This window comes from Mycobacterium sp. B14F4, assembly GCF_039871645.1.
Classification (GTDB): Bacteria; Actinomycetota; Actinomycetes; order Mycobacteriales; family Mycobacteriaceae; genus Mycobacterium.
The window spans coordinates 237,830-260,749 of the sequence record NZ_JBDPMF010000005.1 but is presented as its reverse complement, the minus strand read 5'-3'; the positions used below and the strand labels follow the sequence as shown (position 1 = coordinate 260,749).

The 22,920-nt window shown below is 68.9% G+C and carries 25 protein-coding genes and 1 pseudogene; 8 read left to right on the top strand and 18 right to left on the bottom strand.

What is annotated here, in order from left to right; genetic code table 11:
* Window positions 1-66 precede the first annotated feature (66 nt).
* A complete protein-coding gene (locus ABGB19_RS16235; protein WP_347686989.1) occupies window positions 67-801 on the top strand; it encodes a GntR family transcriptional regulator in 735 nt (244 codons plus the stop codon).
* A gap of 29 nt (window positions 802-830) precedes the next feature.
* Here the strand turns inward: ABGB19_RS16235 and ABGB19_RS16230 are convergent, their stop codons facing one another.
* Both ABGB19_RS16230 and ABGB19_RS16225 read right to left on the bottom strand, forming a co-directional pair.
* Window positions 831-1,271: an SRPBCC family protein gene (locus ABGB19_RS16230; protein WP_347686988.1), complete on the bottom strand. Its 441-nt coding sequence runs from the start codon at window positions 1,269-1,271 to the stop codon at window positions 831-833.
* Window positions 1,272-1,287: 16 nt separating this feature from the next.
* Entirely contained in the window at window positions 1,288-1,734 is a 447-nt protein-coding gene (locus ABGB19_RS16225; RefSeq protein WP_347686987.1) for a thioesterase family protein, read from the bottom strand.
* Window positions 1,735-1,769: 35 nt separating this feature from the next.
* On the opposite strand from ABGB19_RS16225, the gene ABGB19_RS16220 reads away from it, so the two are divergent.
* Window positions 1,770-2,873 (top strand): alcohol dehydrogenase catalytic domain-containing protein, encoded by a 1,104-nt coding sequence (locus tag ABGB19_RS16220; RefSeq protein ID WP_347686986.1) that lies wholly within the window; start codon window positions 1,770-1,772, stop codon window positions 2,871-2,873.
* A 7-nt stretch (window positions 2,874-2,880) separates the two neighbouring features.
* Here the strand turns inward: ABGB19_RS16220 and ABGB19_RS16215 are convergent, their stop codons facing one another.
* From ABGB19_RS16215 to ABGB19_RS16205, 3 genes are read right to left on the bottom strand one after another with little or no spacing between them, the layout of a single operon-like run.
* Window positions 2,881-4,677, bottom strand: a complete 1,797-nt coding sequence (locus ABGB19_RS16215; RefSeq protein WP_347686985.1) for an acyl-CoA dehydrogenase — start codon at window positions 4,675-4,677, stop codon at window positions 2,881-2,883.
* Window positions 4,674-5,447 carry an SDR family oxidoreductase gene (locus tag ABGB19_RS16210; protein ID WP_347686984.1) on the bottom strand — a complete coding sequence of 258 codons (774 nt, stop codon included), beginning with the start codon at window positions 5,445-5,447 and terminating at the stop codon, window positions 4,674-4,676. Before ABGB19_RS16210 ends, ABGB19_RS16215 begins: the two co-directional genes overlap by 4 nt.
* Window positions 5,440-6,108 carry a TetR/AcrR family transcriptional regulator gene (locus tag ABGB19_RS16205; protein ID WP_347686983.1) on the bottom strand — a complete coding sequence of 223 codons (669 nt, stop codon included), beginning with the start codon at window positions 6,106-6,108 and terminating at the stop codon, window positions 5,440-5,442. The genes ABGB19_RS16210 and ABGB19_RS16205 overlap by 8 nt, the downstream gene beginning before the upstream one ends.
* A 140-nt stretch (window positions 6,109-6,248) precedes the next feature.
* On the opposite strand from ABGB19_RS16205, the pseudogene ABGB19_RS16200 reads away from it, so the two are divergent.
* Window positions 6,249-6,359: pseudogene (locus ABGB19_RS16200) on the top strand (CAP domain-containing protein); the annotation flags it as partial.
* 9 nt (window positions 6,360-6,368) lie between these two features.
* Here ABGB19_RS16200 and ABGB19_RS16195 read toward each other — a convergent pair.
* From ABGB19_RS16195 to ABGB19_RS16175, 5 genes are all read right to left on the bottom strand, one after another.
* Window positions 6,369-7,244: an ion channel gene (locus tag ABGB19_RS16195; RefSeq protein WP_347687214.1), complete on the bottom strand. Its 876-nt coding sequence runs from the start codon at window positions 7,242-7,244 to the stop codon at window positions 6,369-6,371.
* A 277-nt stretch (window positions 7,245-7,521) separates the two neighbouring features.
* On the bottom strand, window positions 7,522-8,139 hold the full coding sequence (locus ABGB19_RS16190; protein ID WP_347686982.1) for a DUF3159 domain-containing protein: 618 nt from the start codon (window positions 8,137-8,139) through the stop codon (window positions 7,522-7,524).
* A gap of 6 nt (window positions 8,140-8,145) precedes the next feature.
* Entirely contained in the window at window positions 8,146-9,579 is a 1,434-nt protein-coding gene (locus ABGB19_RS16185; RefSeq protein ID WP_347686981.1) for an NAD(P)(+) transhydrogenase (Re/Si-specific) subunit beta, read from the bottom strand.
* Window positions 9,576-9,896 (bottom strand): NAD(P) transhydrogenase subunit alpha, encoded by a 321-nt coding sequence (locus ABGB19_RS16180; protein ID WP_347686980.1) that lies wholly within the window; start codon window positions 9,894-9,896, stop codon window positions 9,576-9,578. The genes ABGB19_RS16185 and ABGB19_RS16180 overlap by 4 nt, the downstream gene beginning before the upstream one ends.
* Before the next feature lie 12 nt (window positions 9,897-9,908).
* Window positions 9,909-11,033, bottom strand: a complete 1,125-nt coding sequence (locus ABGB19_RS16175; RefSeq protein WP_347686979.1) for a Re/Si-specific NAD(P)(+) transhydrogenase subunit alpha — start codon at window positions 11,031-11,033, stop codon at window positions 9,909-9,911.
* A gap of 178 nt (window positions 11,034-11,211) precedes the next feature.
* Here ABGB19_RS16175 and ABGB19_RS16170 point away from each other — a divergent pair, with 178 nt between their 5' ends.
* On the top strand, window positions 11,212-12,351 hold the full coding sequence (locus ABGB19_RS16170) for an acyl-CoA dehydrogenase family protein (RefSeq protein ID WP_347686978.1): 1,140 nt from the start codon (window positions 11,212-11,214) through the stop codon (window positions 12,349-12,351).
* Here the strand turns inward: ABGB19_RS16170 and ABGB19_RS16165 are convergent.
* Window positions 12,348-13,538: an ATP-binding protein gene (locus ABGB19_RS16165; protein ID WP_347686977.1), complete on the bottom strand. Its 1,191-nt coding sequence runs from the start codon at window positions 13,536-13,538 to the stop codon at window positions 12,348-12,350. The two genes, ABGB19_RS16170 and ABGB19_RS16165, sit on opposite strands and share 4 nt — an antisense overlap.
* A gap of 1 nt (window position 13,539) precedes the next feature.
* Window positions 13,540-14,181: a response regulator transcription factor gene (locus ABGB19_RS16160; protein WP_347686976.1), complete on the bottom strand. Its 642-nt coding sequence runs from the start codon at window positions 14,179-14,181 to the stop codon at window positions 13,540-13,542.
* Between the two features lie 176 nt (window positions 14,182-14,357).
* Here ABGB19_RS16160 and ABGB19_RS16155 point away from each other — a divergent pair, with 176 nt between their 5' ends.
* From ABGB19_RS16155 to ABGB19_RS16140, 4 genes are all read left to right on the top strand, one after another.
* The gene (locus ABGB19_RS16155; protein WP_347686975.1) at window positions 14,358-14,603 is read left to right on the top strand and encodes a hypothetical protein; all 246 of its coding nucleotides are present in this window, start codon (window positions 14,358-14,360) and stop codon (window positions 14,601-14,603) included.
* Window positions 14,604-14,673: 70 nt separating this feature from the next.
* A complete protein-coding gene (locus ABGB19_RS16150; RefSeq protein WP_347686974.1) occupies window positions 14,674-14,931 on the top strand; it encodes a hypothetical protein in 258 nt (85 codons plus the stop codon).
* A 60-nt stretch (window positions 14,932-14,991) separates the two neighbouring features.
* The gene (locus tag ABGB19_RS16145; RefSeq protein WP_347687213.1) at window positions 14,992-16,239 is read left to right on the top strand and encodes an acyl-CoA dehydrogenase family protein; all 1,248 of its coding nucleotides are present in this window, start codon (window positions 14,992-14,994) and stop codon (window positions 16,237-16,239) included.
* Entirely contained in the window at window positions 16,236-17,033 is a 798-nt protein-coding gene (locus ABGB19_RS16140; RefSeq protein WP_347686973.1) for a tyrosine-protein phosphatase, read from the top strand. The genes ABGB19_RS16145 and ABGB19_RS16140 overlap by 4 nt, the downstream gene beginning before the upstream one ends.
* A 69-nt stretch (window positions 17,034-17,102) precedes the next feature.
* Here ABGB19_RS16140 and ABGB19_RS16135 read toward each other — a convergent pair whose 3' ends face one another.
* The 6 genes from ABGB19_RS16135 to ABGB19_RS16110 all read right to left on the bottom strand — a co-directional run bounded on the left by ABGB19_RS16135 (window position 17,103) and on the right by ABGB19_RS16110 (window position 22,825).
* Window positions 17,103-18,263 carry an LLM class flavin-dependent oxidoreductase gene (locus ABGB19_RS16135; RefSeq protein ID WP_347686972.1) on the bottom strand — a complete coding sequence of 387 codons (1,161 nt, stop codon included), beginning with the start codon at window positions 18,261-18,263 and terminating at the stop codon, window positions 17,103-17,105.
* Between the two features lie 9 nt (window positions 18,264-18,272).
* Window positions 18,273-18,758: a DUF456 domain-containing protein gene (locus tag ABGB19_RS16130; protein WP_347686971.1), complete on the bottom strand. Its 486-nt coding sequence runs from the start codon at window positions 18,756-18,758 to the stop codon at window positions 18,273-18,275.
* A 66-nt stretch (window positions 18,759-18,824) separates the two neighbouring features.
* The gene (locus ABGB19_RS16125; RefSeq protein WP_347686970.1) at window positions 18,825-19,532 is read right to left on the bottom strand and encodes a haloacid dehalogenase type II; all 708 of its coding nucleotides are present in this window, start codon (window positions 19,530-19,532) and stop codon (window positions 18,825-18,827) included.
* Entirely contained in the window at window positions 19,533-20,507 is a 975-nt protein-coding gene (locus tag ABGB19_RS16120) for an NADPH:quinone oxidoreductase family protein (protein WP_347686969.1), read from the bottom strand.
* 4 nt (window positions 20,508-20,511) lie between these two features.
* Window positions 20,512-21,375 (bottom strand): SDR family oxidoreductase, encoded by an 864-nt coding sequence (locus tag ABGB19_RS16115; RefSeq protein WP_347686968.1) that lies wholly within the window; start codon window positions 21,373-21,375, stop codon window positions 20,512-20,514.
* A 49-nt stretch (window positions 21,376-21,424) separates the two neighbouring features.
* Window positions 21,425-22,825 (bottom strand): aldehyde dehydrogenase family protein, encoded by a 1,401-nt coding sequence (locus ABGB19_RS16110; RefSeq protein WP_347686967.1) that lies wholly within the window; start codon window positions 22,823-22,825, stop codon window positions 21,425-21,427.
* Window positions 22,826-22,920 lie beyond the last annotated feature (95 nt).

Here is a 22,920-nt window from a genome sequence, read left to right as displayed (position 1 = left end):
TGCCCCGGTCACACTAGGACCTAGGCGGGCTCTGGTACAACCCCTGCCAGCAGACCGGAGAGCACAGTGAACGCACCGTCTCGACTGCGCGCCAGACCGGGGCGTGCCGTACGGCGCGAACAGCTGTCCGACGAGGTCGCCGCGCGGTTGCGCGCCGACATCATGACCGGCACGCTCCGGCCGGGCACCTACATCCGGCTCGACGAGACGGCGGCGGCGCTCGGGGTGAGCATCACACCCGTGCGGGAGGCGCTGCGAACGCTGCGCGGTGAGGGCATGGTGCAGCTCGAACCGCATCGCGGGCACGTGGTGGTGCCGCTGACGCGTGCCGACGTCGAAGACATCTTCTGGCTGCAGGCGACGATCGCCAAGGAGCTTGCGACGACGGCCACCGAGCGCATCACCGACGCCGAGATCGACGAGCTGGACCGGCTCAACGACGACCTGGCCGCCGCCGTCGAGCAGCATGACCCCGGTCAGATCGCGGCGGCGGAGTTCGCGTTCCACCGGGCGTTCAACCTGACGACCGGCCGCATCAAGCTGGCGTGGTTCCTCTTACATGTCGCGCGGTATCTGCCCGGCCAGATCTACGCCGGCGACCCGCAGTGGGGGGTGGCGGCGGTGGCCGGCCACCGCGAGCTGACCGAGGCACTGCGCAGACGTGACGTCGACACGGTCGTGCGGCTGACCGCGGGCGAGTTCACCGACGGCGCGCGGCGCCTGATCGCGCGGCTCGACCAGGCGGGCCTCTGGAGCTGCGGTCCGGCCGGCGAGACTACGAAAACGACGGCAATAGGCTGAAAGCCGTCAGAAACCGTAGTTTCGGTGAATCACTTGGTGGCCAACTGCTCTGCGCGGGCCTTCAGGTTGTCGGCCAGGTAGTCCAGCGTGTCCCCGATCGCCTTCTTCACCATCGGCTTCGGAATGGGCAGCTTGGTCTCCACCTCGAGGTCGACGGTCAGCAGCGACGTCGCGCCGATCGGCACCGCCGAGAACTTCTGCTCCTGCTTCTCGAAGTGGTCACCCTGCTGCAGCACCGTGAAGATCTGGTTCTCGCCCGGGTAGTAGACCGCGGTGATGAACGTGCCCGCCATCCCCTGCACCACGACGTCGAGCCGCAACTGGCTGGGCCGGCCGTCGTCGTAGCGCGCCAGCACCCAACAGCCCTTGATCTCCTCGTTCCACTGGGGATAGGCCTCGAAGTCGGCGACGATTCCCATGATCGCGTCAGTCGAGGCCGCAACCTCGACGGTCTTGCTCACGAGCGGCATCGGACGAGCATATCGACTACGCCAGATGGTCGACGCGCGCCTTCTCCAGCAGCGAGCGGATCACGTCGGGCATCGGGACCGGCCTGCGCGTGGTGCGGTCGACGTAGACGTGCACCCAGTGACCGAGCGCCGCGACCGGCCCGCCGTCGGCCCAGATGCCCAGCCGGTAGGTGACACTCGAGGTGCCCAGCCGCGTCACCGCCAGGCCGACCACCAGCGGGTCGGGGAAACGCACCTCGGCCAGATACCGGCAGCCCGACTCGGCGACCACGCCGAGCCACGACACCGCCAGCGGGTCGATGCCGCACGTGGTGTTGATCCAGCCGTTGATCGCCGTGTCGAACAGCCCGTAATACACCGAGTTGTTGAGGTGGCCGAACATGTCGTTGTCCATCCACCGGGTCGACACCGGCCAGTGCACCGGAAAGTCGCCTGCGGCGAACTCTTCGTGGCTTCTGGTCATGGCAGCAGTCTCCCAGTCACGGCAGGCTGGTGGTCATGAGGATTCGCGGTGCTGTGCTGGAAGAGATCGGCCGGGCCCGGCCGTTCGCGGAGTCGAAGCCGCTCACGGTCGGCGAGCTCGACCTCGCGCCACCCGGTGCGGACGAGCTGCTGGTGCGCGTCGAGGCCGCCGGGCTGTGCCACTCCGATCTGTCGGTGGTCGACGGCAACCGGGTGCGACCGGTGCCCATGCTGCTCGGACACGAGGCCGCCGGCGTCGTCGAGGAGGTCGGCGCCGGAGTCGACCTTCCGGTCGGGTCACGCGTGGTGATGACGTTCCTGCCGCGGTGCGGACGCTGCGCGGCGTGTGCCACCGACGGGCTGACGCCCTGCGAACCCGGCAGCGCCGCCAACGGCGCAGGCACGCTGATGACCGGCGAGCGTCGGCTGTCCCGCGACGGCCGCCCGATCCACCACCACCTCGGCGTCTCCGGGTTCGCCACCCACGCGGTCGTCGACCGGAGGTCGGTGGTGCCGGTGCCCGAGGATGTGCCCGCGGTCGTCGCATCCCTGCTCGGCTGCGCGGTGTTGACAGGCGGTGGCGCGGTCGTCAACGCCGGCCGCCCGAGGCCCGGCGACACGGTGGCCGTCGTCGGCCTCGGCGGCGTCGGAATGGCGGCCGTGCTCACCGCGCTGGCGCACGACGACGTCCGGGTCGTCGGCATCGACCAGCTGCCCGACAAACTCGAGCGGGCCCGCGCGATGGGCGTGCACGAGTCGCACACCCCCGACGAGGCCCGCGAGCTCGGGCTCAAGGCCGCGGTGGTGATCGAGGCCGTCGGGCATCCGGCGGCACTGGAGACGGCGGTCGAGTTGACGGCGCCCGGTGGGCGGACGGTGACCGTCGGCCTGCCGCGGCCGGATGCCCGAGTCTCGTTGTCGCCGTTGGGTTTCGTCGCCGAGGGCCGGTCGCTGATCGGCAGTTACCTCGGCTCGGCCGTGCCGTCGCGGGAGATCCCCTACTTCGTCGGGCTGTGGCGCGCGGGCCGACTGCCGGTCGAATCGCTGGTGTCCTCGACGATCACACTCGACGAGATCAACGAGGCGATGGACCAACTCGCCGACGGCAAGGCGGTGCGGCAGGTCATCCGGTTCGAGTAGAGGCGGGTCAGAACCAGCCGTCGCGCATCTCGAGCGTCGTGCGGTCCAGGCTCGCCAGCAGGTCCAGTTGCGGCGCGGTCCTCGGCAGCTCGTAGCGGAAGAAGAAGCGGGCCGCCTGCCGCTTGCCGTCGTAGAAGTCCCCCTCGCGGCCGTGCGCGGCGATCGCCTGTTGCAGCCACATCCACGCGACGACGATGTGCCCGAAAGCCTCGAGGTACACGGCGCTGTTGGCCATCGCGGCGTCGATGTCCCCGGACGCGAACATCTGAGCGGTGACCTCGACCAGCCGCTGCCACGCCTTGCCGAGTTGAGTTGCCTGCCCGGCGGTTTCGCCGCCGATCGACGTGGCCTGCGCCACGGTCTCGGCGATCGCCGCGCCGACCGCGGCAAGGCCGGCGCCGCCGCGCATGGTCACCTTGCGCCCGAGCAGATCCAGGCTCTGGATCCCGTGCGTGCCCTCGTGGATCGGGTTGAGCCGGTTGTCGCGGTAGTGCTGCTCGACGTCGTACTCGCGGGTGTAGCCGTATCCGCCGTGCACCTGGATGGCGAGGTTGTTCGCCTCCAGGCACCACTGCGAGGGCCAGCTCTTGCCGACCGGGGTCAGCATTTCGAGCAGCAGCGCGGTGGTGTCGCGCTCCTCGTCGGACTGTGCGCTGTGGCCGACGTCGACCAGCCTGGCGCAGTACAGCAGCAGCGCCAGACCCCCTTCGACATAAGCCTTCTGCGCCAGCAACATTCGCTTGACATCGGCGTGCTCGATGATGGGCACCTGCGGGACCGACGGGTCCTTGGCCGTCATCGGGCGGCCCTGCGGTCGCTCGCGGGCGTAGTCGACGGACTTGAGGTAGCCCGTGTAGCCCAGCGCCACGGCGCCCATCCCGACGCCGAGCCGGGCCTCGTTCATCATGGTGAACATGTAGGTGATCCCGCGGTGCGGTTCACCGACGAGGTAGCCGACGGCGCCGGCCTTTCCACCCGGCGTGAAGGTGCCTTCGCCGAGGTTGAGCACCGTGTTGGTGATCCCCCGTTGCCCCATCTTGTGATTCAGCCCGGCGAGCACGACGTCGTTGCGCTCACCGACCGAACCGTCGTCGGCGACCAGGTATTTGGGCACGATGAACAGCGAGATGCCCTTGGTCCCTGCGGGACCGCCGGGGATCTTGGCGAGCACCAGGTTGACGATGTTGTCGGTCAGCTCGTGTTCGGCCCCGGAGATCCACATCTTCGACCCGAACAATCGGTAGGTGCCGTCCTCCTGGGGTTCGGCGCGGGTGAGGATGTCGGCCAGCGACGAGCCCGCCTGCGTCTCCGACAGCGCCATGGTGCCGGAGAACCGGCCGCTCAGCATCGGTTCGAGGAACGTCGCGATCTGGTCCTCGGAGCCGAAGCGCGACAACAGGTTCGCGTTGGCCATGGTCAGCATGAGGTAGCCGGAACTGCTGATGTTGGCGGCGTAGAACCAGGCGATGGCCGCCTCGGCGACGGTGACCGGCAGCTGCGCTCCGCCCAGCCGCTGATCGGCCGACATCGCGAGCAGGTCGGCCCGGGCGAAGGCGTCCCACGCCTCCTTCACCTCGGGGATCAGCGTGACCTTCTCGCCGTCGAAGGTGGGCTCGTTGGCGTCGCTGGTCTTGTTGTGCGGGGCGAAGTACCGCGTCGCCAGCTGTTCGCACAGGTCGAGCACGGCGTCGAAGGTGTCGCGCGAGTGCTCGGCGAAGCGCTCGCGCTCGGTGAGCTCGTCGACGCGCAGCCACTCGTAGAGCAGGAAGTCGAGATCTCGCCGGGACAGTAGATGCGACTTCATCGGATGGTGCTCACCCCGCCGTCGACCGGGATCACCGCGCCGGTGATGTAGGAGCTGGCCCGGCTGGCCAGGAAGACCGCGATGCCCGCCATGTCGTCGGCGGCCCCGATCCGCCCGAGCGGCAACGCCTTTCCGACGGCGTCGGCGCCCGGCGCCAGCAGCACCTTGGTCATCCGCGACTCGAACAGCCCGGGCGCGATCGCGTTGACCAGGATCCGCGGCGCCAGTTCGGTGGCGAGGTGCTTGGTCAGCATGTGCACGGCGGCCTTGCTGGCGCTGTAGGAGAAGTTGTTGCGCCCACGCTCGGGGGTGTGGAAGCCGTCGATGCTGCCGGTGTTGATCACCCGCGCGGGATCGTCGTCGGTGGCGGCCGCCGTCAGCAGCGGCACCATCGCCCGGGTGAGCAGGAAGACACCCTTGACGTTGACGTCGAACACCCGGTCGAACCCCGACTCCGGGAACTCGTCGAACGGGGCACCCCAGTTCGCGCCCGCGTTGTTGAACAACGCGTGCACCGCGTCCTCGCGCTCGGTCAGCGCCGCGGCGAGCGTATCCACGCCCTCGGCGGTGCCGAGGTCTGCCGGGATGGCCTCGACCGCGCCCAGCGGTGACAGCTCGGCGACCGCCCCGGCCAGTTCGGCCTCCTTGCGGGCCGACAGGTACACCCGCGCGCCGGCCTGCAGCAGGCCGCGGGCCATCATCACGCCGATGCCGCGACCGCCGCCCGTCACGACGGCGACCTTGCCGTCGAGGCGGAACACGTCAGTCACGCGACGCCCCGGTCACCTCGCCGACGTCGATGCCGAGGGGTGATTCCGCGCGCACGGTCTCGTCGCGGATCAAGCCGCGCAGCAGCGCCGTGCTGAACTCGACGGCGATCTCCTGCGCGGTGCGCCTGCCGTGCGGACGCAGCCATCGGTAGGCGCCGAGCGTCATCCCGATGTAGCCGAGGGCGAGCACGTGCGAATCGCATTCGTAGAACTCACCGTCGGCGATGCCGCGGTCGATGACGTCGCGGACGTGCTCGTAGACCTGGGTCTCCTTCTCGCGGATGTAGGCAACCTGGTCCTCGGTGAACCACTCGGTGATGTACGGCCCCTCCTGGAAGTACACCGCCGCGCGCTCGACGTCGCTGGCGATGCCGACCAGCAGCCGGCGGGTGAAGTGGTAGATCGTCTCGCGGGCCGACGCCGACGGATCGTCGTGCAGGGCGTCGACGGTGAAGTCGGCGGCGCCCTTGTAGATGTCGTAGAGGATCAGCGACTTGCTGGCGTAGTAGTGGTACACCGTGGCCTTGTTGAGGCCGACCGCGTCGGCGACGTCGTCCATCCGGGTGCCGTGGTAGCCGCGCGCGGCGAAGAGCTTGGTGGCGACGGCCAGCAGCTCCTCGCGACGGGACATCCCGTTGGGTGCGGCTTCTCCTGAGGACATGGCGACTCACTATATGCAGGCCCGGACGCCGTCCGGGGGATCAATCAACTGGTTGGGAAGTTTAAATCTGAAGGGTGTCGCCGACGGGACGGCGGGTACTAGACTCCGAACGGAACCAGCCGTATTCGAGAGGTGATGACATGGATCCGAACCCGGACTATGACGCCAGCGACGAGCTGGAATACGGCATCAACTGGTTCGCGTGGATCCTGCGCGGCGTGTATCCGCCACCCGCTTATCCCCCGGTCTGAGCCCCTCCACTACCGGCCGTGCCCGTGATCGTCGGCGTAGGCGTCGATGACGGCTTGGGTGCCGCCGCCGAGGTGTAGGAACTCGTCGTCGAGCAGCTGCACCAGGCTCTCCACGGCTGCGGTCAGCATCGCCCCTGTGACCCGGGTCTGAGGCTGCGAGCTCGCTTCGGCTTCGGCGCCGAGCTCGACGGCGTATGCGAGCGAGGCGGCCAGCGACGCATCGGCCTCGAGGTCGCGGAAGTAGTAGGTCGCCCCGTACTGCGTGAAGTCGTTGCGCGCCTCCACCACGCTGGCGGTGAGGGTGGTGAGGACATCGGTGGGTAGGTCGTCGATGTCGCATCCCGAAACGGCGTCACGCGCCTGCCGCAGGCTCGAGAGTTCCAGGGCCAGAACCCGGCGTCGATGCAGCGCCGGGTAGATCTGCAGCACCCACGAGACGGCGGCCGTGATGAGCATGAAGCCGAGCAGCGCCTCCAACGGCACGGCCACCCGCAGCCACGGCGAGGAGGGCACGATATCGCCGAAGCCCAGGGTTCCGATGGTGACCAGCGAGAAGTACAGCGAATCCAACAGGTGGTTGCGCGCGGCGGGATCGATCTCCGACCCGTAGGTGAACCCTTCGGGCATCTGGGCGAGGTAGATGAGCGCCCACCCGAGCACCGCCCCGACGGCCCAGGTCCCGATCACCGCCACCATGCCCAGCGGACCGGTCAGCGACGCGATGCGGCGATCGGCCGGGAACAGCCGCAGCACCCGCCACACCAGCTTCATCACCTGCGGTGCGATGCTGCCGTGGCCGATCGGGTGGAACAGGGTGTGGAAGACGTCGCGCACGACCACGAGCACCAAGGCGATCCCGACGATCGTGAGCCCCCAGTCCAGCATCACGGCCGCCTTCTCGCCGCGGGATAGGCGCAGCTGGCGATGTGGTCGGCCATCGAGGACATCCCCTCCGTCGGATCCCCTTCAATGTTCCCGACTTCACGGAGTTCAAGCGGGGATTGCGGCACAACCGTCGACGGGCCAGTGCCGCGCTCACGGACATACGCCGGCCCGCGAACGCGACACTGGGGTTTCGTCGAGGCATCCTGATTGACGCACCCGTTGATTCGAGGCTTCCCGCCGCTTGCGAGCACCAAACGGCGGCGGCGTCCCCCGAGCGTCAGGCTGCGCGCGGTAGTGCGCGCACAGCGGTCCGAATCGCCAGGTAGATGGCGGTCGAGATGACCAGGAAGATGGGCCAGCCCATCGCGACGCGCGCCAGCGCGAGCAGGCCCGCCTGGTCGGTGTCGTAGAGGTGGTACTGCACCAGGAAGCGCGACCACGAAGCCGTCGCCATCACCGCCGTGGCGATGTCGAACGACGTGCGGACCCGTCGCACCCGCCGCCACGCACCGTCGCGACCGGTGATCCACGCCCACACCACGCCGACCAGCGGCCGCCGGATCACCAACGACGTCGTGAACACGATCGCCAGGGCCAGGTACATCCAGATCCCCGGCAGGTAGAAGTCCTTGGCCTGACCCGTGATCAACGCGAAGGCGCCGCACACGGCCACCCCCGCGAAACCGAACAGCGCGGGGCGCACCGACTCCCGCCGCAGCAGCTGCCACACCAGGATCACCGCCGCCACGCCTACCGCGGCCGCGATCGCCGCGCGCAGACCGGCCGCCGGGTTCGTCGCGGCGAAGACGGCCACCGGCAGCGCGGAGTAGACCAGCCCGCGGATCCCCCCCGCGCGCGCCAACAGCACCTCCACTGGCGAACGGCGTTCGGGCATCGCGGGTTACAGCGCTTTGAGCTCTTCGATGACGTCGCCGACGGACTTCTTGGCGTCGCCGAACAGCATGGAGGTCTGGTCAGCGAAGAACAGCGGGTTCTCGATGCCGGCGTAGCCCGAACTCATCGACCGCTTGAGCACGATCACCGAACGGGACTGGTCGACGTTGAGGATCGGCATGCCGTAGATGGGGCTGGACGAGTCGTTGCGCGCTGCGGGGTTGGTGACGTCGTTGGCGCCGATCACCAACGTGACGTCGGTGCGCCCGAATTCGCCGTTGATGTCGTCCATTTCCTTCATCGCGTCGTACTCGACGTCGGCCTCGGCCAGCAGCACGTTCATGTGCCCGGGCATGCGGCCCGCCACCGGGTGGATGGCGTACTTGACCTCCACGCCCTTGGACTCGAGCAGATCGCCCATCTCCTTGACCGCGTGCTGGGCCTGGGCGACGGCCAGGCCGTAACCCGGCACCACGATCACCTGACCGGCGTAGGCCATCTGGATCGCGGCGTCGGCGGCGCTGGTGGCCTTGACGGTGCCCTGCTCACCGCCGGGTCCCACGGCCGCGGCCGAGTCCCCGCCGAAGGAACCGAACACGATCGCCGGGATCGAGCGGTTCATCGCGACGGCCATCAAGTTGGTCAGGATCGAACCCGACGCGCCGACGATCATGCCCGCGACGATCATCGCGGTGTTGTTCAACGCCAACCCCGCTGCGGCGGCCGACAACCCGGTGAGCGCGTTGAGCAGCGAAATGACCACCGGCATGTCGGCGCCGCCGATCGGGAACACCACGAACAGGCCCATCGCGCCCGCCAGCACGAGCACCAGCACGATCATCCAGCCGGGACTGCCCTCTCCGGCGTTCAGCCCGATGAAGACCGCGGTGACGACGGCGCCGAGTAGCAGCAGCACGTTGGCGGCCTGAAACACCCTGGCGGAGGCGACGAGTCGGCGGTCGACGTTCTTGGGGATCGACTCCTGCAGCTTGAGGAACGCCACCAGCGAACCCCAGAACGACACCGAACCGATGATCGCGGCGAACAGCGACCCGACGACGAGCGCGACGGTCGGGTGCTGCTCGGGAGTGAAGTGCGCGAAGCCGTCGGTCTCGATGAACTCGGCCCAGGCGATGAGCGCGACGGTGCCACCGCCGACGCCGTTGAACAGCGCGACCAGCTGCGGCATCGCCGTCATCTTGGTCTTCTTGGCCGGCGGCACACCGAGGATCACGCCCACCGCCAGACCGACCACGATGAGGATCCAGTTGATCGGCGCCGTGTCGCGCACCGCGATCAACGTGGCGATGACGGCGATGCCCATACCGGTGGCGGCGATCCAGTTGCCGCGCACCGCGGTTCTGGGACCGGTCAGCCCGGACAGGCCGAGAATGAACAGCCCGAACGCGACGATGTAGAGAACGGTGACGAGGTGGTTCACTTCTTGGCCGCCTCGAGCTTCTCGGGCTTGCGGCCCTTGAACATGCCGAGCATGCGGTCGGTCACCAGGAAGCCGCCGATCACGTTGAGCGTGCCGAACACCAGCGCGACGAACGCGATGGTCCGCACGCCCCAGTGCGCGTCGGCGGGCAGCTTGCCCAGCACGATGAGCGCGCCGAGCACCACGATGCCGTGGATGGCGTTGGTGCCCGACATCAGCGGCGTGTGCAAGGTGTTGGGCACCTTGGAGATCACGGCGAACCCGACGAACCCGGACAGCACCAGGATCGCGAGGTTGGCCAACAACTGGTCGTACATCAGTCTTCCCCTCTAGCCTTCGGCACCGTTCGCGGTGCGGGTCACGCAGGAGCCCAGGACCACCTCGTCCTCAAAATCCGGCATGAGGGCTCCTTCTCTGATCAGCAGGTCCAGCAGCGAGGTGATGTTCTTCGAATACAGCTCGCTGGCGTGCTCGGGCATGGTCGCGGGCAGGTTCAGCGGCGAGGCGATCGTGACGCCGTGCTTGACGACGGTCTGGCCGGGCTCGGTCAGCTCGCAGTTGCCGCCGGTCTCGCCGGCCAGGTCGATGACCACGCTGCCGGGCTTCATGCCCTCCACGGCCGCGGCGGTCACCAGTCGCGGCGCGGGCCGGCCCGGCACCAGCGCGGTGGTGATCACGACGTCGAAACCGGTGATGGCCTCTTCGAGCTTCTTCTGCTGTTGCGCGCGTTCCTCTTCGGACAGCTCACGGGCGTAGCCACCCTCACCGGCGGCCTCGATGCCCAGGTCCAGCCACTGCGCACCCACCGAGCGCACCTGGTCGGCGACCTCGGGGCGGACGTCGTAGCCGGTGGTGCGCGCGCCGAGCCGCTTGGCCGTGGCCAGCGCCTGCAGACCCGCCACGCCGACGCCGAGCACCAGCACCGTCGCGGGTTTCACCGTGCCCGCCGCGGTGGTCAGCATCGGGAAGAAGCGGGTCGATTCCGTCGCCGCCAGGATCACCGACTTGTAGCCGGCGACGTTGGCCTGCGAGGACAGCGCGTCCATCACCTGCGCACGGGAGATCCGGGGGATCGCCTCGACGGCGAAGGCTTGTATGCCTGCCCGCTTGAGCGCCTCGATCTGATTGTCGGCGTTGCGGGGGGCCAGGAATCCGACCAGCGTCTGGCCCGACGTCAGCTTGGCGACCTCGGCGGCGCTCGGCGGCGCCACCTTGACCACCACGTCGGCCGCCCAGGCGTCGCCGATCGTCGCGCCCGCTTCGGTGTACAAGTCGTCGGGAAGCAGTGCGCGGTCCCCGGCACCGGATTCCACCACCACCGCCACGCCGCTGGCCACCAGCGACGCGACCGCCTTCGGCACCAGCGCGACACGGCGCTCGTCGGCCCCGGACTCGCGCACTACCCCGACCGTCGGAGCCGCACCGGTGGCGGCATCCGGCTTCGTCTGCGTCATGACGTGACACCCTAACCGCGACCGCCGGTCACAGCTATATCGGTACGGGTGGTCGCGGATTTCCCATCGGCGAGGTGCGGCGACTGAACCGCTGGTGGAGGCGGAGCGACTGACCGGCCGAGGGGGCCGGCGGACGCCTATGGTGACTTCGAACAGCACAACCACAGGAGGCCAACGGATGGCTGTCGACCGGCTGCTGCCGTCCCAGGAGGCGGCGGACCTCATCGCGCTCACCCGCAACATCGCCGACAAACTGCTCGACCCGGTCGTCGACGAACACGAGAAGGCCGAAACCTATCCGGAGGGTCTGTTCGCACAGCTCGGCTCGGCGGGGCTGCTGAGCCTGCCCCAACCCGAGGAGTGGGGTGGCGGCGGCCAACCGTTCGAGGTCTACCTGCAGGTGCTCGAGGAACTCGCGGCGCGCTGGGCGGCCGTCGCGGTGGCGGTCAGCGTGCACAGCCTGTCGTCGCACCCGCTGCTGATGTTCGGCACCGACGAGCAGAAGCAGCGGTGGCTGCCGTCGATGCTGTCCGGTGAGCAGATCGGCGCCTACAGCCTGTCCGAGCCGCAGGCCGGTTCCGACGCCGCGGCGCTGCGCTGCGCGGCGGTCAAGGCCGAGGGCGGTTACGTGCTCAACGGCTCGAAGTCCTGGATCACCCACGGCGGGCGCGCGGACTTCTACACGCTCTTCGCGCGGACGGGCGAAGGATCGCGCGGCATCTCGTGCTTCCTGGTGCCGGGCGATCTCGCCGGGCTGAGCTTCGGCAAGCCCGAGGAGAAGATGGGCCTGCACGCGATCCCGACGACGTCGGCGTTCTACGAGGACGCGCATCTCGACGCCGACCGGCTGATCGGCGCCGAAGGCCAGGGTCTGCAGATCGCGTTCTCCGCGCTGGATTCCGGACGGTTGGGCATCGCCGCGGTCGCGACGGGGCTGGCGCAGGCCGCGCTGGACGAGGCCGTCGCGTATGCCAACGAGCGAACGACGTTCGGCCGCAAGATCATCGACCACCAAGGGTTGGGTTTTCTGCTGGCCGACATGGCCGCCGACGTCGCCACCGCGCGGGCGACGTATCTAGACGCGGCCCGCCGCCGCGACGCCGGGCGGCCGTACTCGCAGCAGGCCAGCGTCGCCAAGCTGGTCGCGACGGACGCCGCGATGAACGTGACGACCGACGCGGTGCAGGTCTTCGGCGGCGCCGGCTACACCCGCGACTACCGCGTCGAGCGCTACATGCGCGAAGCGAAGATCACGCAGATCTTCGAGGGCACCAACCAGATCCAGCGCCTGGTCATCGCCAGGGGCCTCACCACTTAGCCGCGAGAAGTCTCCGGTGGAGAGGTGACCGTCACCAGGGTGCCGTGGCCGGGGCGCGAGTCGATCTGCAAGGACCCGCCCATCGCGTCGAACCGCGCGAGCAGCGACCCCAGCCCGATGTGGCCGGCGGCGACGTACTGCTCGACGATCGCCGGGTCGAATCCGGCGCCGTCGTCGCCGACGGTCAACACGACGCGGTCGCCGCGCCGCGACAACCCGACCCGGACCGTCGTCGCGCGGGCGTGCTTACCGATGTTGGCGAGCAGTTCCCGCGCCGCCCGGTAGAGCAGTTGCTGCGAGGCCGGCTTACCGACATCCTCGAGGTCGGCCTCGACGACGTAGTCGCCACGGGACTCGAACTGCCGCAACAACTCCCGGAGCGCCGGTGTCAGCCCGAGCTGTGCCAGCACCTGCGGGTGCAGTTCGGTCACGGTGGACCGCAGCGCCGCCGCGGTCTGCTGCAGCGCGGCGTGCACCGACGCGAGCGCGGGATCGTCGGAGCGCTCGCGCACCTCGCCGAGGTCGAGGCGTGCGGCCAGCAGCGTCTGCAGCGGTCCGTCGTGCAGGTGTTCGGCGACCTCGCGGTTGTGCCGCTCGTCGGCCTGCATCGCCTCGGACACCAGCTGCCGTCGCACCTGCTGCAACTTCAGCACGCGAGCCTGCCGCCTGACCAGCACCAGGCACAGCGCCGTCGTCGCCGCCGCCGCCCACAGCAGGAAACCGAACTGCGTGTACACCACGTTGGGCATGCCGACCGTGTCGTCGCGTTTGGAGTACACGATCCACACCGCGAGATACCCCAGCGCGGCGCCGACACCGAGGATCGCGGTCAGCGTCGGGCGGTCCTGGAACGCCACCGCGATCGGCAGCAGGAAGAACACCGGCAGCAGCGCCGCGGTGGCGCCGCCGGACACCAGGCACAGCACCACGATCACCAGCACGTCGACGCCTGTCGACGCCCAGTCCGCCCAGCGCGGCACGGGACCGCGCAGCACCACCGCGATCCATATCAGCGCCGCGACCGCCCACAGCCCGAGCACCACCGCGTAGACCCCCGGCAGCCAATGGTCGACCTCCCAGATCCACACCAGCACGCCGATCAACGCGATCAGCGGCAGGCGCAAGAACGCGGTCACCCGAACGGGTTCCGCGGCGACGGCGGCCGCGATGCGCTCCAGCGCCGCCATCTCAGTCCAGCAGCTTGCGGCGCATCGCCTCGGCGACGGCGGCGCCGCGGTCGTTGACGCCCAGCTTCTCGTAGAGGCGCTGCACGTGGGTCTTCACCGTCGACGGCGCCAGGAACAGCTCCTTGGCCATCGCCGGGATGCTGCTTCCCGATGCGATGAGCCTGAGCACCTCGCGTTCCCGCGGACTCAGCACCGGCCCATCGGGCTCGGCGCGTCTGCGGATCTCGCCGGCCAACCCCGCGGCGAGGCTCGGCGCGACGACGTCGCGGCCCTTGGCGCAGTCGAGGACCGCGGTGACGAGTTCCGACCGGGTGGACTCCTTCGGCAGGAAGCCCGCCGCGCCGGTCTGCAGCGCCTGGTACACGATCGCCGACTCGTCGTGCGCCGACACCAGCAGCACCCGGGTGGGGAGTTCGTCGCGCGCGACGGCGGCCGCCACCTCGGAGCCGTCCATCCCCGGCATCCGGTAGTCGAGCAGCGCCACCTGCGGCGCGTGCGACCGGATGGCCGCCAACGCCGTCACCCCGTCGTCGGCCTCGGCGACCACGTCGATCTGCCCGCTCGACACCAGCGCCCGGACCACGCCCTCGCGGAACATCGGGTGGTCGTCGCCCACCACCACGCGCACCTTCTGGCTGGTCACGCCGTCAGCTTGGCACAGCGGCCGGCCGGCTTCCCCCGATTGGGGGACACTCAGTTCATCCGCCGCGAGGGCCGGTCGGCCGACAGACAACGCCGCCGCGGTGCCGCATCCTTGATACATCGCCGGAACACACCGGCGGACAGAACGAAAAGCCAACTCACACAGAAGGATTCGCAATGAACGCCAACGCCACCCGCCGCACCGCCCGCTTCTTCGCCCTGCCGGTCATCTCCGCCGGGATCATCGCAGGCGCCCTCGGTTTCGCCGGCGCCGCCAACGCAGGCACCTATTCGCAGCCCGATCCGGCCATCGTGGCGAGCCCGACCGTCAAGGCGCACCCCGCCCCGTCGGCGCTGCCGGGCACGCATCACCACAACCGGATCGACCACCTGATGAACCTCGAGCCGAGCTACCACCCCTGAGCACCTGCGCCCGGGGCCCTCTCCGCCGACTCGCGGAGAGGGCCCCGTCGCGTGCGGCTAACGTCGAGGCATGTCGAACATCTCGAACGACCTGATCGACGACGTCGCGCCGGGCGACCTCATCACCGTCGACCGCGAAGGCGGCGGCCAGGCGTGCAAGGTGGTGCACAAGGAGACCGTCGACGACGGTTACCTCGTCACCCTGGAGGCGCCCGACGCGCAGACCTTCGACGTGCGCTATGCCGCGGGCACGACGGTCACCCGGTCGCTGCAGTCCAAGTGGGAGTCCGGGCAGAGCCCCACCCCGCACCGCTCCCCGACGGACTGAACGTCTCCCGCGAATCCCCGATTCGACTGGTGTCATATCGTGACTGGCATGGACTTCGCGATGTCGGCCAAGGCGCAGGAATACCACGAGCGGTTGACCGCGTTCATGACGGAATTCGTCTTCCCGGCGGAGAAGAGTTACGAGGAATACCGCGCCAAGGCCGGACCCGATGACCACACCGTCCCGCCGGTCGTCGAGGACCTCAAGAAGCTGGCCAGGGAACGGGGCCTGTGGAACCTGTTCCTGCCCGCCGAGTCCGGCCTGACGAACCTGGAGTACTCGCAGCTGGCGGAGTTGACCGGCTGGAGCATGGAGATCGCGCCCGAGGTGACGAACTGCGCGGCCCCCGACACCGGCAACATGGAGACGCTGCACCTGTTCGCCACCGAGCAGCAGCGCAAGCAGTGGCTCGAGCCGCTGCTGGCCGGGGAGATCCGCAGTGCGTTCGCGATGACCGAGCCCGCGGTCGCCTCCAGCGACGCCCGCAACATCGAGACGACGATGCTGCGTGACGGGGACGACTACGTCATCAACGGCCGCAAGTGGTGGATCACCGGCGCGGCCGATCCGCGCTGCAAGATCCTGATCGTGATGGGCCGCACCAACCCCGAGGCGGCCAGCCACCAGCAGCAGTCGATGATCCTGGTGCCGGTCGACACCCCCGGCGTGTCCATCGAACGGTCGCTGCCGGTGTTCGGCTGGCAGGACCAGCACGGGCACTGCGAGATCACGTTCGACAACGTGCGGGTACCGTCGTCGAACCTGCTCGCCGAGGAGGGCAGCGGCTTCGCGATCGCCCAGGCGCGGCTGGGACCGGGCCGTATCCATCACTGCATGCGCGCGATCGGCGCGGCCGAGCGGGCGATGGCGCTGATGATCGACCGGGTGCAGACCCGCATCGCGTTCGGCAAGCCGCTGGCCGAGCAGGGCGTGGTGCATCAGCAGATCGCGCAGTCGCGCAACGAGATCGACGCGGCGCGGCTGCTGTGCCACAAGGCGGCTTGGACCATCGACGAGCACGGCAACAAGAGCAAGGAAGCCCAGGTGCTGGTCGCCCAGATCAAGGCCGTCGCACCGCAGATGGCCTGCAACGTGATCGACCGCGCGATCCAGGTGCACGGCGCGATGGGCGTCTGTGACGACGTGCCGCTGGCCCGCCTCTACAGCTGGCACCGCGCGATGCGACTGTTCGACGGGCCAGACGAGGTGCACATGCGTACCATCGCCCGTGCCGAACTCGGTAGGGAGAAGAGCGCTTTCGCAGCGGCGGCGTGCCGCCGATCGGGTACGGCGGTGACATCGCAATGACCGTCGGGGTCGGTGTGCTGTCGGGCGCATGGAACTTCCGTGACGTCGCGAAGGAGACCGGTGTACGGCCCGGGCGGTTATTCCGGTCCAGCGAGCTGACCAGCCTCGACGATGCGGGCCGCGAGGTGTTGCGACGCCTGGGCATCACCGACGTCGCCGACCTCCGCTCGGCGCGCGAGGTCGAACGTCACGGCACGGGTGCGGTGCCCGCGGGCGTGCAGGTGCACCTGCTGCACTTTCACGAACTCGAGGCCGTCAACGGTGAGGCGCCGCACGAGTCGGCCTTCCAGAAGATGATGACCGAGAAGCCCGACGACGAGGACATCACGGTCGCCGCCGGCCGGTTCATGACCGAGGAGTACCAGCGCTTCCCCACGCTGGGCGGCGCGCAACGGGCTGTGCGCCAGGTGATTTCGCTGCTGGCCGACGAGCGGCCGGTGATCGCGCACTGCTTCGCCGGCAAGGACCGCACCGGATTCACGGTGGCCACGGTGCTCGAAGCCGTCGGGGTGGACCGTGACGCGGTGCTGGCCGACTTCCTGCGCAGCAACGACGCGGTGCCGCAGCTGCGCGAGCAGATCCTGCGGTCGGTTCGCGACCGGACCGAGACCGACGAGGAAGTCACCTTCGTCGAGGCCCGGCTGACCGACGCGGTGCTCGGGGTGCGCGAGGAGTACCTCTCCGCCGCGCGCCGCTCGATCGAGGAGAACTTCGGCTCGCTCCGCGGCTACCTCGAAGCGTCTGGTGTCACCGACAACGCGGTGGCGCGGCTGCGCGCGGCGCTGCTGGGCTGAGAACCATTGACTCTGCGCTACGGGCGGTGACCACTCACACTTCTGCGCCCTGACCGCAGAGCCAGCGGGTCAGGAGCCCTTCTCCTGCTCGTACTTCTTGGTCATGTGCTCGATTGCGCTCATCTGCGTGGCCGCCAAGTCCTCGCGGACCTCGCTGGCGCGCGTCGCCGCGTCGAGCGTCGGCTGCGCCTGCCCCTGGAAGTGCGGAATCACCTCGGCGGCAAAGAGTTCCGCCGAACGCCTGGTGGCCGCGGGGTTGGCCCACTCGTGGCCCATCTGCAACATGCAGCCGAACCCGCCGGACTGATCCCACAACCGCTGCACCTGGGCCCTGGCCCGCTCCGGTGTGCCGATGACGCCCGCGCCGGCCTCGTTGATGACGTCGATCATGTCGTCGATGCGGTCGCCGGGCATCGTCATTTGCGGAAACGCCGCCACCTTCTGGAAGTAGTTGAACCACGGCTCGATTCCGAAGCGGACGTCGGCGCGCGCCTGTTCGTCGGTCTCGGCGATGTGCATCGGCCCCACGAGCGTCCAGTTCCCGCGGTCGACGGTGGTGCCGAATGCCGCGGCGCGTTCCTCGGCGATGCCCCAGTGGTGGGCGAGCGCGTCGAAGCCCTCGACGACGAGCGTCGCACCGATCGACAGCAGGCCGATGCCGTGCTTGCCCGCGAGCCGGGCGCCGGTCGGGGACGCCACCGCCGCGACGGCCAGCGGGATGCCGCCTTCGGAGTAGGGCGCGAGTTGCAGTCGCGCGTCGAACAATTCGTGCGTCGGAGTCTTCGCGCTGACGGTCTCCCCGGCGAGCAACCGGACGACGATGTCGAGGTTGGTCTCGAGCAGTTCGCGGGTGTCGGTGGGGGTCAGGCCGATCATCGCCGAGTCGGTGGGCAGCGACCCGGGCCCCATGCCGCCGATGATGCGGCCGTGGGTCAGATGGTCGAGCAGAATCAGCCGGTCGGCGGTCCACAGCGGGTTGTGGTACGCCAGCGAGATCACGCCCGTGCCGAAGCGGATGCGCTTGGCGCGCTGCGCCGCGGCCGCGATGAACACCTCCGGCGAGGCGATGATCTCGCTGCCCGCCGAATGGTGTTCGCCGATCCACGCCTCGTCGTAGCCGAGCGCGTCGAGGTGCTCGACAAACTCCAGATCGCGCTGCAGCGCGAGCGTCGGGTTGGTGCCGGCGCGGTGAAAGGGTGCGATGAAGTATCCGAAGCGCAGCTTGGCCATGCCTGCAAGCTACTGCGTCAGGTACACCCCGATGACCCAAACGACCGTCGCGAGCAGCGCCCCGGCCATCTCCACGCCCACCGACAGCGCGACGCCCTTGAGCGCGTGCTTCGTCGACGTCCAGGCCACCCGTTGGTCGCCCCGCTTGGCCAGTTCGGCCAGATAGACACCCAGCACGAAGCCGATCACCAGGCCGATCACCGGAATCACGAAGAACCCGATGATGCCGAGCACGCCGCCGGCCACCAGGGACAGCGTGCGCACGTCGGCCTCGCGCATCCGCCGCACCGGCCAGGCGTACTTGATCAGCAGCGTCGCGCCCAGCAGCACGCTCACCACGCCCAGCGTCACCCACGCCGTCGTGTTGCTCTCCACGACCGCCCACACCGCGATCGCGCCGAACACCAGCAGGGTGCCCGGTAAGACCGGCACGACGATGCCGACGATGCCGACCGCGATGGCCAGCGCCACGAGGACGACTCCGCCGCTGCTCATGCGCGATCCGCCTTCGGCTCCTCGCTGGTGCTCATGCGCGATCCGCCTTCGGCTCCTCGCTGGTGCTCATGCGCCCAGTTTCTCAGCCAGGTCACCGAAATCGTGGGCCATCACGTCGAATTCACCGTCCTCGATCTTCGACGGGCGCCGCCGACCCGCCCCGTACTCCAGCGGCCGGTCGACCCATGCGGTCATCAGTCCCGCACGTTTGGCCCCCCGCAGGTCGCTGGCGTGGGCGGCCACCAACATCAGCTCGGCGGGCGCCACGTCGAGCAGATCGGCGCAGCCGAGGTACGCCTCCGGGTCGGGCTTGTAGTGGCGGAACAGCTCGGCCGAGATCACGCAGTCCCACGGCAGGCCGGCCCGCTTGGCCATGTTGGTCAACAGCGAGACGTTGCCGTTCGACAGCGTCGTGATGACATAGCGCGACTTCAGCCGCGTCAGCCCCGCGACGGCGTCGGGCCACGGATCCAGGCGGTGCCAGGCGCGGTTGAGGTGGTCGACCTCCTTAACGCAGATCGACGTGATGCCCGCCGCGCCGAGGATCTCCTCGAGGATCATCCGGTGCAGATCGTCGAGCTTGGTCCACGGCAGCTCGCCACGTCGCACCCGGTCCATCGCGGGCGGGTATCCCTTCCGCCAGTCGTCGGCCATGGCCGCCCAATCCCGTTGCACGCCATGGGCCCGGCCGAACTCCTCGAGTTCGCGGATGATGCTGGAACGCCAGTCGACGACCGTGCCGAACGTGTCGAACGCCAACGCACGCGGTGGCACCTACGGCTCCAGCACCAGCTTGCCCATGACCCCGCCGTCGGCCAGGGTCTGCAACGCCTCGGCGCCCTTGGACAGCGGGAAGCGCACCGGCGGAGGCGGGCGCAGACCGGCCTTGACCAACTGCGCGACGCCGAACTCGAACATCGACTGCGCACCCGGCGTGCGGTTGACGAACTCGCCGTAGCCGACGCCGATCACCGCGACGTTGCGCAGCAGCAACCGGTTCACCTTCACGGTCGGGATGCCGCCCGCCGCGAAGCCGATCACCAACAGGCGACCCTCGACGGCCAGCGCACGGACCGCGTCGTCGAACGTCTCGCCGCCGATCGGGTCCACCACCAGGTCGACGCCGCGGCCGTCGGTGTGGTCCTTGACCGTCTGCAACCAGCCGTCGGTCAGCGGCAGCACCACGTCGGCACCCAGCGACTCGACGAAGTCTCTTGCCTGCGGCCGATGCACCATCGCGATCACGTGCGCGCCCAACGCCTTCGCGATCTGGATCGCCGCGGTGCCCACCCCACCTGCCGAGCCCAGCACCAGCACCGTCTCGCCCGGCCGCAGCGCACCGCGACGAGCCAGCGCGAAATACATCGTCTGGTAGTTGCCCAGCAGCGCCACCGACTCGGCGTCGTCCAACTCCTCAGGGGTGGCCATCACGTTGGCCACCGGCACGGCGACCCGTTCGGCCCAGCCGCCGAGCATCGACAGGGCCGTAACCCGTTGACCGGCAACGAATCCCGACTCGTCCGGCGCCGAGCGAACCACACCGGCGACCTCCATGCCACCGATGAACGGCGGTTCCAGCCGCAGTTGGTACTCGCCCCGCAGGAGCAGAAGGTCCGGGAAGCTCACCCCGGCGGCACCGACGTCGACGACCACCACGTCGTCGCTGCCGACCACGTCGGCAGGGTCTTCCACGTCGGTAAAGCATAGCCCGGTTGGCCCGGAGAGCTCCTGCGCGACAAGCGCCTTCATCAAGTCAGCCGAGGCTGAAGGTAGCCTGCTTGGCCGCCGACAGGTCGGTGATCTCGCCCCACTTGGCCGCGACCTCGTCGACCGACGGCACGTGGTCGAAAGTCAGCCCCTCGTTCTGGAACAGCGCGGTGCGCTGCACCTTGCCGCCGCCGACGATGAAGATCGACGCGGTCTCGGGCAGCTCCTCGGTGCACAGCTGCGCGACCACCGGCGCCACATACTCCGGTGTCAGCTTCTCGAGGACCTCCTTGGGCAGGATGTCCTCGGTCATCCGGGTGGCCGCGATCGGCGCGACGGCGTTGGCCTTGACATTGTACTTCGCGCCCTCCTGGGCCAGCGTGTTGATCAGCCCGACCAGGCCCAGCTTGGCGGCGCTGTAGTTGGCCTGGCCGAAGTTGCCGAACAGGCCGCTGGTCGAGGTGGCCACGACGACGCGGCCGAAGTTGTTCTCCCGGAAGTGCGGCCACGCCGCGCGGATCACGTTGTAGCCGCCGTAGAGGTGCACCTTGATCACGGCGTCCCAGTTGGCGAACTCCATCTTGTGGAAGGTGCCGTCGCGCAGGATGCCCGCGTTGCTGACCACGCCGTCGACCTTGCCGAACTCCTCGACCGCGGTCTTGATGATGTTCGCGGCGCCCTCCGGCTCGGCGACGGAATCATAATTCGCGACTGCTCGGCCCCCGGCATCGCGGATCTCCTGCACGACGTGGTCGGCCATGTTGTGGCCGGCGCCGGTGCCGTCACGCGAACCGCCGAGATCGTTGACGACGACGCTGGCGCCCTCTTTGGCGAGGGTCAAGGCGTACTCACGCCCGAGTCCGCCTCCGGCCCCGGTGACGACGATGACGCGATCCTGCACTCCTGGCACTGGTGTTCTCCCTCTTCTCCGGGTCCGGCGGTCCTGGCGCGGTGTGAGATCAGAACAGCTTGCGCGCCAGCTTCCAAGCCTTCTCTGTATACGGGGGATAGATGAAGGCGCCGACGTCGGGTCGGGTCGTCTTGGTCATCACCGACTTCTTGTGGCTGAACGTCTCGAATCCGAACTTGCCGTGGTAGGCGCCCATGCCCGACGGGCCGACGCCGCCGAACGGCAGCTTGTGCGTCGCGAAGTGGAACAGCAGATGGTTGACCACCATGCCGCCTGCGGGCACCTCCTTGATGACGCGTTCGCGAATGCTCTTGGTCTTGGTGAACAGGTAGGCCGCCAGCGGCTTGGGCCGCGAGTTGACGAAATTGATTGCGTCGTCCAGGGATTGCACGGTGACAATCGGCAGGATCGGTCCGAAGATCTCGTCGGTCATCAGCGGCTCGGCGGGGTCCGGGTCGACGACCACGGTCGGCTGGATGCTGATCTTGGCGGCGTCCGAGCCGCCGCCGATGACGACCTTGCCCTTGGTCTCGGCCAGCGCGGAGGTCAGCCGCCCGAAATGGCGCTCGTTGACGATGCGCTTACCGTCGGGGTCCTTGGACTCGAAGGTCTCCACCGCGGCCTTGATCTTGTCGACCAACTGGTCGCGGATCTTCGCGTCGGCCAGCACGTAGTCCGGCGCGATGCAGATCTGGCCGGAGTTGATCAGCTTGGTCCAGGCGATGCGCTTGGCGGCGACGTCGATGTCGGCGTCCGCGGACACGATCACCGGGCTCTTGCCGCCGAGTTCGAGGGTGACCGGCGTCAGATGCGGGGCGGCGCCCTCGTACACCCTGCGACCGATTTCCGTGCCACCGGTGTAGAGCAGGTAGTCGAAGCCCTGGGCGATGAGCTCCTGGCTCACCGCGCCGTCTCCCTCGATGACCGCGATCGCGTCGCTGTCCAGGTACTTCGGCACCAGCTCGGCCATCACCGCCGACGACGCCGGCGCCACCTCGGACGGCTTGAGCACCACCGTGTTGCCCGCGGCGATCGCGCCGACGGCGGGCCCGAGGGTCAACGCGAACGGGAAGTTCCATGCGCCGATGATCAGCACCGTGCCGAACGGTTCGTACTCCACCCAGCCGCGCCCGGGCAACTGCGACATCTCCAGCATCCGGTACTTCCGCCGGGTCCACTTGCCCACGTTCTTGGCGGCGTCCTTTGCCTCACCCGCCACGCTGGCGATGTCGGCGAGCCACGCCTCGAACGGTTTGCGGCCGAGGTCCTGCTCCAGGGCGGCGGCGATGGCCTGCTCGTTCTCGAGGACGAGCCTTTCCATCGCCTTCAACTGCTGTTTGCGCCAGTCGATGCTGCGGGTCCGGCCGGAGGCGAAGGTGTCCCGCAGCCGGCGGACGACGCTCGGGATGTCGGCGGCGGCAGGCGCGGGCGCGGCGAATTCTGTGGTCATGGTCGGTGGTCCTTTCTGACCTCAGGAGTACCCGATCCTAACCAACCGGTTGGGTCATTCAGAAGGGCCTGTTACCGCGGGCGTGCGGGCCTGCG

Coding starts and splice junctions, on each gene's coding strand:
- ABGB19_RS16230 (WP_347686988.1), bottom strand. CDS start 1,271: ATGCCGCTCGTGAGCAAGACCGTCGAGGTTGCGGCCTCGACTGACGCG.
- ABGB19_RS16225 (WP_347686987.1), bottom strand. CDS start 1,734: ATGACCAGAAGCCACGAAGAGTTCGCCGCAGGCGACTTTCCGGTGCAC.
- ABGB19_RS16220 (WP_347686986.1), top strand. CDS start 1,770: ATGAGGATTCGCGGTGCTGTGCTGGAAGAGATCGGCCGGGCCCGGCCG.
- ABGB19_RS16215 (WP_347686985.1), bottom strand. CDS start 4,677: ATGAAGTCGCATCTACTGTCCCGGCGAGATCTCGACTTCCTGCTCTAC.
- ABGB19_RS16205 (WP_347686983.1), bottom strand. CDS start 6,108: ATGTCCTCAGGAGAAGCCGCACCCAACGGGATGTCCCGTCGCGAGGAG.
- ABGB19_RS16195 (WP_347687214.1), bottom strand. CDS start 7,244: ATGCTGGACTGGGGGCTCACGATCGTCGGGATCGCCTTGGTGCTCGTG.
- ABGB19_RS16190 (WP_347686982.1), bottom strand. CDS start 8,139: ATGCCCGAACGCCGTTCGCCAGTGGAGGTGCTGTTGGCGCGCGCGGGG.
- ABGB19_RS16180 (WP_347686980.1), bottom strand. CDS start 9,896: ATGTACGACCAGTTGTTGGCCAACCTCGCGATCCTGGTGCTGTCCGGG.
- ABGB19_RS16175 (WP_347686979.1), bottom strand. CDS start 11,033: ATGACGCAGACGAAGCCGGATGCCGCCACCGGTGCGGCTCCGACGGTC.
- ABGB19_RS16170 (WP_347686978.1), top strand. CDS start 11,212: ATGGCTGTCGACCGGCTGCTGCCGTCCCAGGAGGCGGCGGACCTCATC.
- ABGB19_RS16165 (WP_347686977.1), bottom strand. CDS start 13,538: ATGGCGGCGCTGGAGCGCATCGCGGCCGCCGTCGCCGCGGAACCCGTT.
- ABGB19_RS16155 (WP_347686975.1), top strand. CDS start 14,358: ATGAACGCCAACGCCACCCGCCGCACCGCCCGCTTCTTCGCCCTGCCG.
- ABGB19_RS16150 (WP_347686974.1), top strand. CDS start 14,674: ATGTCGAACATCTCGAACGACCTGATCGACGACGTCGCGCCGGGCGAC.
- ABGB19_RS16145 (WP_347687213.1), top strand. CDS start 14,992: ATGTCGGCCAAGGCGCAGGAATACCACGAGCGGTTGACCGCGTTCATG.
- ABGB19_RS16140 (WP_347686973.1), top strand. CDS start 16,236: ATGACCGTCGGGGTCGGTGTGCTGTCGGGCGCATGGAACTTCCGTGAC.
- ABGB19_RS16135 (WP_347686972.1), bottom strand. CDS start 18,263: ATGGCCAAGCTGCGCTTCGGATACTTCATCGCACCCTTTCACCGCGCC.
- ABGB19_RS16130 (WP_347686971.1), bottom strand. CDS start 18,758: ATGAGCAGCGGCGGAGTCGTCCTCGTGGCGCTGGCCATCGCGGTCGGC.
- ABGB19_RS16120 (WP_347686969.1), bottom strand. CDS start 20,507: ATGAAGGCGCTTGTCGCGCAGGAGCTCTCCGGGCCAACCGGGCTATGC.
- ABGB19_RS16110 (WP_347686967.1), bottom strand. CDS start 22,825: ATGACCACAGAATTCGCCGCGCCCGCGCCTGCCGCCGCCGACATCCCG.